This is a genomic window from Streptomyces thermovulgaris, from assembly GCF_002155915.1.
GTDB lineage: Bacteria > Actinomycetota > Actinomycetes > Streptomycetales > Streptomycetaceae > Streptomyces > Streptomyces thermovulgaris.
This window is the reverse complement of sequence record NZ_MUME01000270.1, coordinates 1-14,303: the sequence shown is the minus strand read 5'-3', so window position 1 is coordinate 14,303 and position 14,303 is coordinate 1. Positions and strand designations below refer to the sequence as shown.

The following is a 14,303-nucleotide window of genomic DNA, read 5'->3' as shown; positions in this document are numbered from 1 at the left end:
TCGCCTCGCGGCAAGTGGTCGCTCGAAGCGACAAAGGTTGGGCCCGGGGGCTTGGATCGGGCCGGTGCCACGTCCAGGCTAACAAACGCGGGCCCCGCGGCCATTCCTGCCGGGCCCGCCGAATCCGCCGAATCCACCGAAGCCGTCGAAGCCGCCGAAACAGCCGTTTTCCCGCAGGCCGAGGCTCACCCCCGCGGTCCGCCCCGGCGGCTCGCCCTCGCGGCGGCTGCCCCGGTTTCGGCCCCGCCGTCCCCCGGTCTCAGTCCCGCAGCAGGTCCGGCACCCCGGCCCCGTCCGGTTCGTCCCGCTCGCCCGACACCACCGTCAGCCGCTGGGTGGCCCTGGTCAGGGCGACGTAGAGGACCCGCAGGCCGGCCGGGGACTCGTCGGCGATCTCCGCCGGGGACACGACGACCGTCGCGTCGTACTCCAGTCCCTTCGCCTCCAGGCTGCCCAGGACCACCACCCTCCCCCGGTCCCGCTCGTCCGGGGCGTCCTCCGGGAGGCCGTCCGGGCGGTTTCCCGTGCCGAGCCCGGTGAGCCAGCGGCGGGCCTCCTCGCGCCGGTTCATGGCGACGATCACGCCGACCGTGCCGTCCACCTGGCCCAGCAGCCGCTCGGCCTCCGCCCGTACGGTCCTCTCCAGCGAGTCCCCCGCGACGGCGAAGCGCGGCTCCACCCCCGTGGAGCGGACCGCCGACGGGGCCGTCGAGCCGGGCATGGCCAGGGCGAGGACCTTGGAGGCCACCTCGGCGATCTCGGCCGGGTTGCGGTAGTTCACCGTGAGCCGGAAACGGCGCCGCGGGCGGGTGCCCAGGGCCTCCTCGCGCGCCTCGGCGGCCTCGTCCGGGTCGGACCAGGAGGACTGGGCGGGGTCGCCGACGACCGTCCAGGTGGCGTGCCGGCCGCGGCGGCCGACCATCCGCCACTGCATGGGCGTGAGGTCCTGCGCCTCGTCCACGATGACGTGCGCGTACTCGGTGCGCTCCTGCGCCAGCCGCTCGGCCCGCTCGCGCTGCGACTCCTCCCGCACGGGCATCAGCTCCTCCAGGCCGGTGAGCTGGTCGAGCGGGTCCAGTTCGCGTTTCCTCCTCGGGCGGGCCGGGGTGCCGAGGACCGCCTGGAGCTCGTCGAGCAGGGCGATGTCGTGCACCGAGTACCCGTCCCGCCTCAGCGAGCGGGCGAGCCCGCGCACCTCGCCGGGGTCGAGGATCCGCCGTGCCCAGCGGCCCAGCCGCCGCTCGTCGGCCATGGCGGCGAGCACGTCCCGCGGGGTCAGCTCGGGCCACCAGGCGTCCAGGAAGCCGGTGAAGGACTCCTCCTCGGTGACGTCCTCGTCGAAGGAGGCGCGCAGCTCGGCGGCCAGCTCCGGGTCGGTGTACCGGGCGGCGGCCCCGGACTTCTCCCACAGGGCGTCCAGCAGCAGCCTGCGGGCGCGCGGGCGCAGCAGGTTGACCGGCGCGGTGCCGCCCAGGGCGGTGCGCCGGATCCGGTCCAGCTCCTCGCCCTCCAGCTCCAGCCGGCGGCCGAGGGCGACGACCCGCAGCCGGCCGGGCGCGCCGTCGCGTTCCAGCGCTCCCCTGGCCGCCTTCCGCAGCACCTTCACCATCCGGTACGACCCCTTGGTCCGTGCCACCGGCGGGGAGTCGTACAGCGTGGCCTCGACGCCCTCGACCAGGGAGCCGAGCGCGCGGATGGCGACCTGGCCCTCCTCGCCGAGCGAGGGCAGCACGCCCTCGGTGTAGGCGACGAGCAGCGGGGTCGGGGAGACGATCAGGATGCCGCCGGCGTAGCGGCGCCGGTCCTGGTAGAGCAGATAGGCCGCCCGGTGCAGGGCGACCGCCGTCTTGCCCGTGCCCGGTCCGCCCTCGACATACGTCACCGAGGCGGCGGGGGCGCGGATGACGAGGTCCTGCTCCGCCTGGATGGAGGCGACGATGTCCCGCATGGTGTGGCCGCGGGCCCGGCCGAGCGCCGCCATCAGCGCGCCGTCGCCGACGGCGGGCAGTTCACGGCCGTCGAGGAAGGCCCGCAGCTCGGGGCGCATCAGATCGTCCTCGACGCCGAGGACGCGCCGTCCCTTGGAGCGGATGACGCGCCGGCGGACGACCCGGCCCGGGTCCAGGGGGGTGGAGCGGTAGAAGGGGGCGGCGGCCGGTGCCCGCCAGTCGATGACCAGCGGGGCGTAGTCCTCGTCGAGGACGCCGATGCGGCCGATGTGCAGGGTCTCGGCGATGTCGGCCGTGTTGTCCTCGCGCACCGCGCCCTCGGCCGGCTCCACGGCGGTGTAGGCCCCGTCGGGGCCCTTCTTGCCGTCCTTGCCGGCGAGCAGGTCGATGCGGCCGAAGAGGAAGTCCTCGTACTCGCTGTTCAGCCGGTTGAGGTGGACGCCCGCCCGGAAGACCTGGGCGTCCCGTTCGGCCAGTGCGCCGGGCGTGCCGACCTGGCCGCGCCTGGCCGCGTCCCGCATCAGGAACTCGGCCTCGTGGATCTTCTCCTCGAGGCGCCGGTACACCCGGTCCAGGTGCTGCTGTTCCCCGCGGATCTCCCGGTCCCGTACGGAGTCGTACGCCTCGCCGTGAACCGAGCCGTGCGTGGTGTCGTGATCCGAGCCGTGGACCGATCCGGCCGCGGAATCCTGTTGAGCCTGAGCGGCCACCGGGCCCCCTTCTGACGTGCTGGGCAGCCGTCAACCGTACGCGAAGGGGCCCCGCTCACGGAAGCCGGGAATGTCCGCTCCCGGTCCCCGGCCCCGCCGGGACGGGACCTCGCCGGGCGTCGGCTCGGTGGCATCCCCGGTCCGCCGGGACGGGGACCGCCGCGCGGAGGCCACGTCTGCGCGGGTGCTCGCGGATCGCGCGGGAGGAGTACGCCCCTGTCCTCCGGGACCGCCTCCGGCCTGGTCCGGGGTCGTCCCCGTCGGCGGGGCGCGCACAGGCGGGCCGCTCCCCGCTCGCCGTGGGGCGAGCGAGAGGCGGCCGACCCGCCGTGGAAGCCTCCTGTCCGGCCGGCGGCCGGAGTGCCGGGGCGTCAGCGGGCGCCGCGCGTCCTCACGTCCGCGGTGAAGCGGTCCTCGCCGTCCTGGCGGGCGACGACCCGGACGGTGCCGGTCTCCAGCGGGTGAGCCTCGATCCAGCACGGGCGGTCGAACTCGACGTAGCGGTGGAACGCCGTCTCCAGGGCGACGGGCAGCACCCGCGCGGGCCGCCGTACCGCTCGGGCGGCCTGCTGGGCGGCCTCCAGCAGGAGCATGCCGGGCACATGGTCGACGGGGTGGTCGAACAGCTTGGGGTGCCGGGTGTCGACCCGTAACTGCCAGCGGCCGGGACGGTCCGCCGGGGACAGGACGACGTCGGCCGCGCGGTCACGTCCGACCGTCTTCGGCAGTGCGGGCTCGGGCACCGGCACGGCCGCCGCCATGGCCCGCGCGGTGTCCGCACGGTCGCCGCGGAGCCGGTCGTAGACGACCAGTGCCTGGATAGTGAAGCGGGACCGGGCCCGGGCCCGCACCACATCGTCGCGCACCAGTTCGATATGCATGGTCATGGCCCTCACGCGGCCCCGCCGGTGCACGAGGTCGCGGCAGGTCGCCCGCAGTTCCGGTGTCGCGGGACCGGGGCGCAGGACCTCGGGATCCAGGGTGCAGTCGTACCGTTCCCAGACCAGGTGATGGCCGAACGGCACCTCGTAGGCGGCATGGCAGAGCAGCGGAAAGAGCTGCCGAATCGTTTCGCTCACCAGCAGGGGCTCGTACGCCCCGGACAGGGCGGTGTAGAAGGGGTGGTCCACGGGCCAGCGGGCGGCGACCCGGAAGGAGTCGGACGCCATGCGGCTCCAGTGGGTCAGCAGGGCCTCTGCGGCATCCGCCTTGTGAACAAGCTGCTGGGTGACCGCCCGCGGAGAAGTCGTGGCCCGGGCCATGTCGTGCGCAACGGTGGTCTTCAAGGCATCTCCCCCACCTCGAACGGCTTCGGCGGCAGCCTCGGCTGCACCGCGCAAAAAAATAGAGTACGTTCTGTTTTTTGTCGAAGGGACGACGAGAACACAGGGAGAGCCAGTGTCACGGCCCATGCAGGAGCGTGCGGTCCGCACCAGGGAGCGGATCCTTCACGCGGCAGCCGAGGTGTTCGACGAGTACGGTTACGCGGGCACGAGCATCACCCGCATCCTCGAACGCGCGGGCTCCACGCACGGCGCCATGTACTTCCACTTCAAGTCCAAGGAGGACCTGGCGCGGGCCGTCATCGTCGAGCAGGCCCAGGGCCTGAAACTGCCGGAGAAGCCGGCCGGCCTCCAACAGCTCGTCGACCTCACGCTCCACCTCGCCTTCGAGCTCCAGAGCAACGTCCTGCTCCGGGCGGGTGTGCGGCTCGCCGTCGAGCAGGAGGAGTCGGGCCTGAGGGAGTACTCCGTGTACGAATGGTGGATCGATCAGTTCCGCCGGGAACTGGACGAGGCCAGGCAGCGCGGGGAGCTGCTGCCGGAGGTCGACGAGGCGGAGTTCGCCCGCATCCTGGTGGCGAGCTTCACCGGCACCCAGGTGATGTCCCAGATCGCCACGCGCCGCGTCGATCTTCCCGAGCGGATCGCCTTGCTGTGGCGCTATCTGCTGCCCGGGGTGGCACCGGCCGAGGTCCGGGAACGGCTGGTCGTGTCCGTGGAGCGAGGGCGAACACCGGCGTGACGGACACGGTGGTGCTGACGGGTGCGACCGGTTTCATCGGGTCGGCCGCCCTCGGTGCGCTGGCGAACCGCTTCCCGGGCCTGCGGCTGCGGGCCCTGGTGCGGCGTGTCCCGGACACCGCCGCGGGCGCCGGCGGATCCGTGGAGTGGGTCACCGGGGACCTCACCGACCCGGCCTCGCTGCGGGGTCTGTGCGCGGGCGCGGGCACGCTGGTCCATCTGGCCTCGTACATCGGCCGGGACGAGGAGCGGTGCGTGGCCGTGAACGTGGCCGGGACCAGGGCGCTGATGGCGGAGGCCGCGCGCGCCGGGGTCCGGCGGGTGGTGCACCTGTCGACCGCCGCGGTGTACGGAGCGGGCCCCCACCGCGGCATCGCGGTGGACGAGGTCCCCGCCGAGCCCGTGTCGGCGGCCAGCAGAACCCGGCTGGCCGGGGAGGGGCACGCGCTGCGGGCCGGTGCGGTCGTGCTGCGGCCGGGCCTGGTGCTGGGCGCGGGCGACCGGTGGGTGGTTCCCGCGCTGCGGGAGCTGGTCGACCGGGTTCCGGCGGCCTGGGACGGGAACCGGGCGCTGCTGTCGGCGGTCGACGTCGGCGACCTGGGCCGGCTGATCGCCGCGGTCGCCGCGGGCGAGGGCGTTCCCCCCGGGGTCCACCACGCGAGCCACCCCGAGCCCGTCCGCATCGGGGATCTGCTGGCCACGCTCGTGACCCATGGGGTGCTGCCCGCCCGGCCGGACGCCGACTGGTCCTGGCCGGTCTGCCTGGAGCGGCTGCGGACGGTTCCGGGACGGGTGACGGAGCGCCAGTTCGCTTTGCTGGCCCGCGACCACTGGTACCGCAGCGACGAGATCTGGCGCCTGTCCGCCTGCCCGCCGGGCCCCGGCCCCCTGCACCGCCTGGAGGCGGCGGCCGCCTGGTACCGAGCCCTCCTTCACCCGACGGACACCCTCCGGCCCACGCCGGTTTCCCCGCATTGTGACAAAGTTCCCGGCCCTTGCCGCCCGTCGGCCGACGGCCGCACGATCCGTGCCTAACATCGGCGGCCTGTGCAATCTGCAGGCCGTACGCGCGGACCGGGAGCTGTGCGACGGCCGCCGGCCCGGGGTGATGGCACACATGCCCGGTCAACGCGTCTTCGGGATCGGAGACGGACAGTGGCACGTCAGGAAAGGGGCGAGCGGACCCGTCGGGCCCTTCTTCGGGCAGCGGCCGGGGAGTTCGCCCGGCACGGGTTCGCCGGTACCTCGCTGATCCGGATCAGCAGGGCCGCCGATGTGACGATGGGCGCCTTGACCTTCCACTTCGCCGCCAAGTCGGACCTGGCCCAGGAGGTCGAGGACTGGGGAATCCTCATGACCCGGCAGGCGCTGCCACCGCGCAGGCGCGTGGCCGGTGTGGAGGACGTGACCGGTTTCGCCCGCACGCTGGTGCGGCTGCTGGAGCGGGAGGTCGCGGTGCGGGCCGCCGCCCGGCTCGCCTGGGACTGGAACGGCACGGGCGCGAACTGGTACGAGACATGGCTGGCGCTGCTGCACGACCGGCTCGGGCACGTGGACGACGGGCTGGCCGCCCTGGGCCCGCCGCAGCGGGTCGCCGCCCTCGTGCTCTGCGCCGTCGCAGGCACCGAGGTCGCCGTACGGCTCGGCGCGCCCGGTGGCCCCGGGGGCGCGGACCCCGCCGTCCCCGTCCGGGCTCCCATGCCCTGGCCGCCGGCCTCGCATGCGCCCCCCGAGGGCCGCTGACCGGCACCGGCCGTCACGGGGCGCCGGCCGCCGTCTTCGCTCACACCTGATCGCCGGCGAAGCCGTGCCTCCTCCTCCGACTTGACAATGTCGCGGCGCACAACCGGGTCGGCCCGGAAAACAGCCAAAAACAAAGAGAACATTCTGTATTCTCTTCATGCCGGGGCTGCGCCGGCCTGCCGGCACCGGCTGTCGTCGAGGGGGTGCACGGTGCGTTCCGAGGACTTCTTCCGCCGCCTGCCGCGCAGCGATCGGCACCCCTGGGCAAAGGTCCGTCCGCGCGGACCGCTCGTCGCGCGGGGACGCACGCCGTCGAGTGCTCCCGCGCCCGCGGCCACGGGTTCGGCCGGCGCGGCGCACACGCCGCCCCCGTTCGCCGGCCGCGGCCCGCGGGAGTGGGGCACGGTCCGCGGCCGGCTCGCGCGGCAGACCACCCGGGAGCCCCCGAAGGGCGCCCGGGTGCCGGGCACTTCACCGATCCCCGAGCAGGGCAGCCGCTCGGCCGGTGCGGCGCGCTTCGGCCCGGGCACCGGGCGGGCGATGCGCCGGGCGGCGCCGGACGCGAGCCGCCGGACGACGAACGGCGTGCGCGCGCTGCCGCAGTAGACGGATGCGGCCCGCTCGGCCCCGGCCGCCCCGCAGGAGGACCGCGGCCCCTGCGACCACGAGGGGCACTCCTCCCCCGGCCGGCACCCCGCATGACGCCCGGTCTTCGCCGCCTACGCCGCCCTCCTGCGGGCCCACGGCCGGTGGTGACGGCGCGCACCACGGCACGGGGGCCGCGGGCGGATCGTCCGCCCACGGCCCCCGGCCCTTCCCGTGACGGGTCTCAGCCTCCGCAGTGCCAGCCGCCCGGCTCCCCGGCGTACCGGCGGGCCGACGTCTGCTTCTCGTACGGCAGACGGCCGTCGGGGATGGCCAGCAGCTCCAGGGTGATGCCGATGGGGGTGCGGAGGTAGGTCCACCGGTTGCCCGCGATGGGGCCCTCCTCGATGGTCTCGGGCCCGCCCAGGACCTCGATCCCGGGCTGGGCCTCCAGATAGGCCACCGCCGCGTCGACGTCCTCGACGGCGATGGCGAGGTGGTGGCCGCCGACGTCGTGGTTGCGCGGCGGGACCGTGCGCTGATCGGGCGCGGTGTACTGGAAGAGCTCGACATTGCAGGTCGGGCCCATCCGGATCATGGCGATCTCGGCGACGGCCCGCGGGTGCACGTCCAGATGCTCGGCCATCCAGTCGTCGTCCCGGGCGAGGGGGCCCTCGCGGTAGACGAGTTCACCGCCGAGGACGTCGACGAAGAACGCCACGGCCCGTTCCAGGTCGGCGACGGTGTAGGCGACATGGTCGACGTTGCGGGCGGTGGGGATTCCCCGGTGCGTGCGCGGGGCGAGGTCAGTGTCGGTCATGGGCCAGCTCCGGGACACGTCGGGGCAGTTGCCGCACCCGGTCGTGCGGCAGGACGGCCGTCAGCAGCAGTTCCGCGCCGTCGTCCGCCGCCCTCAGGCGGGGACGCGCCCCGGCGGGGCTGAGCATGAGCTCGCCGGTGCGCAGCGTCCATGGAGCGCTGTCGCACTCCTCCACGGTGACCGCGCCGGACAGCATCAGCCACACCTCGTCGGTGCCGCTGCGCCCGCGGTCCTCCACCACCGCGCCGGCCGGCGGCCGCAGATGGTCGACCGCCTCGCACTCGCTGTGCAGCATGCCGCGCCGCGCCAGGCAACGCCGGGCGGGCCCGCCGCCGGCCCGTACGGCGTGCGCCGTCGCCCGGGAGACGATCATGCGGTGCCCACCTCCCCGGCGGAGGCGACCGCCATCACGGCGTGGAACAGCCGCAGTCCCCCGGCGCCGCCGGTGACCGTGACGGTGCCGCCCAGCGGCAGGGTGATCGAGGTGCCCGCGGCCAGCGGCACCTCGGTCCCGCTGCCGGTGGCGGTGCCCCGGCCGCTCAGGACGAACAGGACGTGCTCGGTGCCGTCGGCGGCCAAGGACAGCTTCTCCCCCGCCGCCAGGCTGCGGGTGCGGACGGTGCGCAGGGGCCCGTCGAAGGAGACCGACGGGTCGACCTCGGTGTCGTCCTCGAGGACATGGACGGTACTGCGCGGCATGGTGTTCTCCCGGTCGGTCCATCGGGTTCCGGTGAGCACGGCGTGGGTGTGCGGCGTCGGCATCTCGACGACCAGCCAGTCCAGCGGGGCGGCCCCGGTGTTGCGCAGGCCGTGGACGCTGCCGGTGCGGGTCAGGGCCATCGACCCGGCGCGCACGGCGTGCGGCCGGCCGTCGAGGCGGAGTTCGCCCTCGCCGGAGAGGATGAAGTAGATCTCCTCGGTACGGGTGTGCAGATGCTCGCCGCTGACCGCGCCCGGCGGCAGCGACGCCCACTCGACGGCCTCCCAGGAGCCGGCCGTCCCGGTCCGCCGGGCCAGGCACTTCCAGTACGTCAGCCCCTCGGTTCCGAGGAAACGCTCCCCCACGGCCAGCGCGAAACCGCCGACGAAGACATAACGGCGTATGCCGGTGCCGAGAAACACGGAACTCACCGCCGTCGCCAGGTGGGCCAGGCCCGACCGCAGCACCTCCACCGCGAAGGGATCGCCCTCCCGGGCGGCCCGGGCGAGCGGGCGGTTGGTGATGTCCTCGGGCCCCGGCGGGGAGCCGGCGGCGCACGGTTCGGCGAGCCGGGAGGCGGCGAACGCCGCGGGCCGGGCGCGTGCGCCGCGCCGCCGTCGCCGTGTGCACCGTCTCCCGCAGCGGGGCCCGTACCTCCGACCACGAGCCGTGCGACCTCGGCACCCGGTACGGACGCGACCTCCTGCTCGCCGCGCTGCGCCGGTGGGAGCCGGACCGGATCGTGCTCACCCACGGCCCGAGCGATGTGACCTGGATGGAACACCACCCCGCCCAGGCGGCCGAGGCGCACGCGGGGCTCGCCCGCGCGGTGGCCGCGGAGTTCGGTCCGCGGCTGCTGCTGGTGTCGACCGACAACGTCTACCCCGGCACCGAACCGCTGCGCACCCCCGCCGACCCGCCGGCCCCGGCCAATGTCTACGGCCGGGTCAAGCTGGAGGCCGAACAGGCCGTCCGGGACGCCGGGGGCCGTGTGGTACGGGTCAGCCTCGTCTACGGCGGCTGGTCGCCGCCGGGTCAGCGGGTGACCTTCGCCGAGCGCTGCCTGACCGCGGCACGCGCCCGGCGACCGCTCGCCGTCCCGCGGGACCAGTGGTTCACCCCCGTCCACCTGGACGATGTGACGACCGTGCTGGCGGCGTTGTGCCGGCCGGAGGCGGAGGCGCCCGCGCTCCCCCATCTGTCCGGTCCCCGGCAGCTGAGCCGGTACGCGTTCGCCCGGATCGCCTACCGTCTGGCCGGGGCCGATGAAAACCTGGTCACGCCCTGTCTGCGCGCGGACAGCGAGTGGGCGAGCCGCCCCCGCTACTCCTCCCTGCGCTGCGACGGGTTCGCGGCCGTCACCGGCATGCCCGGCTGGCGCCCGGCCGATGTCGCCGACGGCCTGCGCGCCATGCTGGGCACCGCCCCGGCCTCACGGGGGGTGCTCGCGCGATGACCGCGAAGTGCCTTCCCCCGGCCGTCGCCGCGGAGCCCGTCCCCTCGACCATGACCGCGCCGCTGCTCGCTCCGCTCATCGACGCCGTCCTGCCCCACGACCGTCCCGACCATGCCTACCGGCGGCTCGCCGAGGGAAATCGCACCCGGCCCAAGGTGTTGTTGCGCATGGGGTGAGGACGGCGGGGGCCTCGGACACCGCGGCGTCCGGCGTCCCCGTCGCCCGTACGTCTTCGAGACACCGAAGGAGAACCATGCACCAGACGACCGTCGGCCAGGCGACCGTGCACTACCGCACCGAGGGACAGGGGCCCGGTCTGCTCCTCGTCCACGGCACCGGCGCCACCGGCGAGACCAACTACGGCCATCTGCTCAAGCACTTCACCGACCATCACACCGTCATCGCCCCCGACTACGCCGGCAGCGGCGACACCGTGGACGACGGCTCCCCGCTCACCCTGGACCGGCTCGTGGAGCAGGTCCTCGGCGCCTCCGGCGAAGTCACCCGGGACCCCGTCGACGTCGTCGGCTTCTCGCTGGGCGCGGTGATCGCCGCCGCGGCCGCCGCCCGGCACCCCGAGCGCGTCCGCCGCCTCGTCCTGATCGCCGGCTGGGCGCGCAACGACGACCCCCGCAAGCGGCTGGGCTTCCAGGTGTGGCGGCGGCTCGCCGACGTGGACCCCGAGCTGTACTCGCACTACATCAGCCTGCTGCTGTTCAAGCCCGAGTTCCTGGCCGGGCTCGACGAGGAGTCCTTCGCGGAGTGGGTCGGCGGCGCGACGGTCACCGAGGGCACCGTGCGGCAGATCGACCTCGGACTCGACGTCGACATCCGCGACCTGCTGCCCCGGGTCTCCGCCCCCACGCTCGTGATCGGCTGCCGCCACGACCAGCTCGTGCCCGTCGGGCACTCCCGCGAACTGCACGAGGCGATCGCCGGCAGCAGCTATCTCGAAATCGACAGCGGCCACCTGGTGCCGGCGGAGGCACCGGACGCGCTCGTCGACGCCATCCGCTCGTTCCTGGGCTGATCACCACCTCCCCTGCGTGAGCCGACGGGGGAGCGACACGCGCCGCGCACCGGGCGGGACCGGACGGCGCGGACGCTTCCCTCCGCCCCGCCCTGCCCGCATCCGACAAGGAGTCATCCCGTCATGGCCACGGACCGGACGTCACCGCCCTCCCCCGTCGGGGAAAGCCCCGCATCCGGCACGACACCGTCCGCCGGGCGAATACCGACGACCGGCGGCCCGGTCACGGCGCCGGTGAGCAGGCCCCCTCGCTCACCGGCATGCGCTTCCCGGCCGCGCTGCTGGTCTTCCTCTTCCATGTCTCGCTGCCCGCCGCCTGGTTACTGGGCGACGACGCCAAGGACGCCAACGGCACCGTGTTCGCCCGGCTGGTCGAGCAGGCCGGCGGCCTCGGCGTCACCTTCTTCTTCGTCCTCAGCGGCTTCGTCCTGACCTGGTCCGCCCGCGAGGGCGACACCGCGCGCTCGTTCTGGCGCCGCCGGTACGTCAAGATCGTGCCGAACTACCTGGTCGCCTGGGCGCTGGCCATGCTCCTCATCGCGGCCGGCACCGCCGCGTGGCCCGCGTTCACCACGCTGTTCATGCTCCAGTCGTGGATTCCCGACTACGACGTCAATTTCAGCGTGAACCCACCGGGCTGGTCCCTGTCCACCGAGGCCTTCTTCCACCTCTGCTTCCCCGTGCTGTTCCACTGGGCCCGCCGCATCCCCGCGCGGCGGCTCAAGCACTGGATCGCCGTCACCGTCCTCGCCATCGCGGCCACCCCGTTCACGGCCACGGCCCTCGTCCCGGCCGGGGAGGTCCGCATGTCCAACGAGCCGGACGTCTCCGGGCTGCACCTGTGGTTCGCGTATGTGTTCCCGCCGGCCCGGCTGCTCGACTTCCTCCTCGGGATCCTCGTCGCCCGCGCCGTGCTGCTCGGCCGCTGGCGTGACATCGGGCTGCTCTGGTCCGGCCTGCTGCTCGTGGCGAGCTATGCGGTCGCCGAACTGCCCGGCGTGCCGTACCTGTTCGCACAGCGCGCGGTGTGCGTGATCCCGTGCGCGCTGTTCATCGCGGCCGGCGCGCTCGCCGACGTCCAGGGCCGTTCCTCCCTGTTCCGCCATCGCGTCATGGTCTGGCTCGGCGAGGTGTCGTTCGCCTTCTATCTGCTGCACTTCATCGTGCTGGCCGGGGGACGCGACCTGGTCGGCAGGCTGGACTCCGTACCGGCCGCGATCGCGGTGACGGTGGCCGAGTTCGCCCTCGCGGTCCTGGCGTCCTGGGCCCTGTACGTGTGGGTGGAGAAGCCGATCGTGCGCCGCTGGTCCCGGCCGGCCCGCCTCCCCTCGCCCCCTGCGTCTCCTCCGTCCTCGCCCGCCTCGGCCGCGCTGCCCGCCCGCGGGCGCGCGACCTGATCCACCACCGGGTGCCGCGATCCGGCCCGGTCCGCGGCGGGAAGCCGGGCGGGGCGGCCGGCGGGCACCAAGGCCGTGCCCCGAGCCGACGGCCGCCCCGCCGCCACGGGTGAAGCCCCGTGGGGAAACCGGCGAGGGCGGCCGTGTTCCCGTGGCCGAAGCCCCTTGGGCCTCGGCCTCAGACCTTGACCTCGGCGAGCTTCTTGCCGTCGAAGGTCATCACCTCGAAGTGGTCGATCTCGTTCGGGTTCAGGGCGGCGCCGCCGCGGACGTAGAGGGGCTTTTTGCCCTTCTCCGACGTGGCGTCCGGCAGGCCGTAGCCCCACTCCGGGACCGACCAGGTCGCCAGGGTCTGGCGCTCGCCGTCCTTGCCGACGGCGATCAGCGAGCACTTCTGCGGACCGGTGACGTTCTTCAGCTCCAGGACGGCGTCCGTGCCCCAGTCCTTCTTCTCCAGGGCGACCGTCGCGGTGACGCGCGACGCCGGATCCGTCACCGTGACCTTGTCGGGCATCTCCTGGAAGGCCGCCTGTGCGGAGCTCACCGCCACATTGGCCGTGCCGCCGGTGTTCGAACCGCTCACCGCGTACACGGTCAGCGGGCCGCCGATGATCAGCGCTGCCGCCGCCGCGACCAGGTAGAAGGCCCGCCGGCGCTTCTGGGCGCGCCGCTCGGCCACCTCGTCGATGAGCTTCTCCACCAGGCGCGGGCTGGGCTTGGCCGACAGGGACTCGCCGATCGCGGGTGTGCCGGAGCCCGGCATGTCCGCGAGTGCGGCCAGGATCGGCTCCATCCCGGCCAGTTCGTCGAGCTGCTGTGCGCACCACTCGCAGCCGGCGAGGTGCGCCTCGAACGCGGTCGCCTCGGCATCGTCGAGAATCCCGAGGGCGTAGGCGCCGACGGTTTCGTGCTCGTTCGGAGCCGGTGTTCCCTGCATGGAAGCAGAGTTACCCGGACCTCCTGATCCGAACCCCCCGTACACGCTCATCACGCCGTCACCCCCCTCTCCTCCAAAGCCAGCTTCAGCGAACGCAGGGCGTAGAACACCCGGGAACGGACGGTGCCGCTGGGTATGCCCAGCGTCTCCGCCGCCTCATTGACAGTACGCCCCTTGAAGTACGTCTCGACGAGCACCTCCCGGTGGGCCGGGGTCAGGTCGGACAGCGCGTCCGACAGCGTCATCAGCCACAGCGCCTTGTCGATCTCGTCCTCCGCGGGGATGACCTCCAGCGGCGACGGGTCGACCTCCTGCGGCCGGGCCTGCCGGCTGCGATGGCCGTCGATGACGATGCGCCGGGCGACCGTCACCAGCCAGGGGCGTACCGAACCGGTCGCTCGGTTGAGCTGGCCGGCGTTCTTCCAGGCACGTATGAGCGTCTCCTGCACCACGTCCTCGGCACGCTGCCGGTCTCCGGCGACCAGCCGGAGGACGTACGCAAGGAGAGGTCCGGCGTGCTCCCGGTACAGGGCACGCATCAACTCCTCATCAGGCTCCGAGGACTGGGACATGCGATGTCGGGCCCTCGCTCCACGTTCTCTGGCCACGGTCGCATCCTTGCGCACGCCAACCTCCGATGTCCGGGGGTCCCCCCAGTAGGTCGCTCGCGGACGGATACGGACGCAGGCCGCGTCGTGTTCAAGACCGGCCGTCAGTTTTCTGTCGGCGGGTGTGACTAGAGGGACATGAGCACACATTCCCACCGCGCGATGTTCACATTTCCGACACAAGATCGGGAGCGCGCTCATTGCCCGTCAAGTGCGGGCCTCAAACGAGGTGTTGCCGAAATCACTCGGGAATCTACTGCGCACAAACGGCAATTGAGGCACCGACCGATCGGTCGCCGCCCTCGTCTCCCCTGCCTCTCCCCCGGCTTTCCCCGGCTTTCCCC

The 14,303-nt window shown here is 73.6% G+C and carries 15 protein-coding genes; 8 read left to right on the top strand and 7 right to left on the bottom strand.

What is annotated here, in order from left to right; translation table 11 throughout:
* Positions 1–259: 259 nt before the first annotated feature.
* Positions 260–2,659 (bottom strand): HelD family protein, encoded by a 2,400-nt coding sequence (locus CCN35_RS20490; protein WP_067388065.1) that lies wholly within the window; start codon positions 2,657–2,659, stop codon positions 260–262.
* Between the two features lie 371 nt (positions 2,660–3,030).
* Positions 3,031–3,945: a ScbA/BarX family gamma-butyrolactone biosynthesis protein gene (locus tag CCN35_RS28130; protein ID WP_158100422.1), complete on the bottom strand. Its 915-nt coding sequence runs from the start codon at positions 3,943–3,945 to the stop codon at positions 3,031–3,033.
* A gap of 124 nt (positions 3,946–4,069) precedes the next feature.
* Here CCN35_RS28130 and CCN35_RS20475 point away from each other — a divergent pair, with 124 nt between their 5' ends.
* From CCN35_RS20475 to CCN35_RS20460, 4 genes are all read left to right on the top strand, one after another.
* Positions 4,070–4,684 (top strand): ScbR family autoregulator-binding transcription factor, encoded by a 615-nt coding sequence (locus CCN35_RS20475; RefSeq protein ID WP_236560507.1) that lies wholly within the window; start codon positions 4,070–4,072, stop codon positions 4,682–4,684.
* Positions 4,681–5,718, top strand: a complete 1,038-nt coding sequence (locus tag CCN35_RS20470; RefSeq protein ID WP_067388059.1) for an NAD-dependent epimerase/dehydratase family protein — start codon at positions 4,681–4,683, stop codon at positions 5,716–5,718. The genes CCN35_RS20475 and CCN35_RS20470 overlap by 4 nt, the downstream gene beginning before the upstream one ends.
* A gap of 120 nt (positions 5,719–5,838) precedes the next feature.
* Positions 5,839–6,426 carry a TetR/AcrR family transcriptional regulator gene (locus CCN35_RS20465; RefSeq protein ID WP_067388057.1) on the top strand — a complete coding sequence of 196 codons (588 nt, stop codon included), beginning with the start codon at positions 5,839–5,841 and terminating at the stop codon, positions 6,424–6,426.
* A gap of 210 nt (positions 6,427–6,636) precedes the next feature.
* Positions 6,637–7,032: a hypothetical protein gene (locus CCN35_RS20460; protein ID WP_086793852.1), complete on the top strand. Its 396-nt coding sequence runs from the start codon at positions 6,637–6,639 to the stop codon at positions 7,030–7,032.
* Positions 7,033–7,255: 223 nt separating this feature from the next.
* Here CCN35_RS20460 and CCN35_RS20455 read toward each other — a convergent pair whose 3' ends face one another.
* Genes CCN35_RS20455 through CCN35_RS20445 form a run of 3 tightly spaced genes read right to left on the bottom strand, consistent with a single transcriptional unit; the run spans position 7,256 to position 9,004 of the window.
* Positions 7,256–7,831 carry a VOC family protein gene (locus CCN35_RS20455; RefSeq protein WP_067388052.1) on the bottom strand — a complete coding sequence of 192 codons (576 nt, stop codon included), beginning with the start codon at positions 7,829–7,831 and terminating at the stop codon, positions 7,256–7,258.
* Positions 7,818–8,204 (bottom strand): hypothetical protein, encoded by a 387-nt coding sequence (locus CCN35_RS20450; protein WP_086793851.1) that lies wholly within the window; start codon positions 8,202–8,204, stop codon positions 7,818–7,820. The genes CCN35_RS20455 and CCN35_RS20450 overlap by 14 nt, the downstream gene beginning before the upstream one ends.
* Positions 8,201–9,004 carry a cupin domain-containing protein gene (locus tag CCN35_RS20445; RefSeq protein WP_086793848.1) on the bottom strand — a complete coding sequence of 268 codons (804 nt, stop codon included), beginning with the start codon at positions 9,002–9,004 and terminating at the stop codon, positions 8,201–8,203. Before CCN35_RS20445 ends, CCN35_RS20450 begins: the two co-directional genes overlap by 4 nt.
* 128 nt (positions 9,005–9,132) lie before the next feature.
* On the opposite strand from CCN35_RS20445, the gene CCN35_RS20440 reads away from it, so the two are divergent.
* The 4 genes from CCN35_RS20440 (at position 9,133) to CCN35_RS20425 (ending at position 12,414) form a co-directional block, all read left to right on the top strand.
* A complete protein-coding gene (locus CCN35_RS20440) occupies positions 9,133–9,987 on the top strand; it encodes an SDR family oxidoreductase (protein WP_086793845.1) in 855 nt (284 codons plus the stop codon).
* A complete protein-coding gene (locus tag CCN35_RS20435) occupies positions 9,984–10,163 on the top strand; it encodes a hypothetical protein (protein WP_067388043.1) in 180 nt (59 codons plus the stop codon). The genes CCN35_RS20440 and CCN35_RS20435 overlap by 4 nt, the downstream gene beginning before the upstream one ends.
* A 77-nt stretch (positions 10,164–10,240) precedes the next feature.
* On the top strand, positions 10,241–11,017 hold the full coding sequence (locus tag CCN35_RS20430; RefSeq protein WP_086793843.1) for an alpha/beta fold hydrolase: 777 nt from the start codon (positions 10,241–10,243) through the stop codon (positions 11,015–11,017).
* Positions 11,018–11,277: 260 nt separating this feature from the next.
* Positions 11,278–12,414, top strand: a complete 1,137-nt coding sequence (locus CCN35_RS20425) for an acyltransferase family protein (protein ID WP_086793841.1) — start codon at positions 11,278–11,280, stop codon at positions 12,412–12,414.
* A 178-nt stretch (positions 12,415–12,592) separates the two neighbouring features.
* Here CCN35_RS20425 and CCN35_RS20420 read toward each other — a convergent pair whose 3' ends face one another.
* Together CCN35_RS20420 and CCN35_RS20415 are read right to left on the bottom strand one after the other, a co-directional pair.
* Entirely contained in the window at positions 12,593–13,351 is a 759-nt protein-coding gene (locus CCN35_RS20420; protein WP_067388041.1) for an anti-sigma factor family protein, read from the bottom strand.
* Between the two features lie 50 nt (positions 13,352–13,401).
* Entirely contained in the window at positions 13,402–13,923 is a 522-nt protein-coding gene (locus CCN35_RS20415; RefSeq protein ID WP_067388039.1) for a sigma-70 family RNA polymerase sigma factor, read from the bottom strand.
* Positions 13,924–14,303 lie beyond the last annotated feature (380 nt).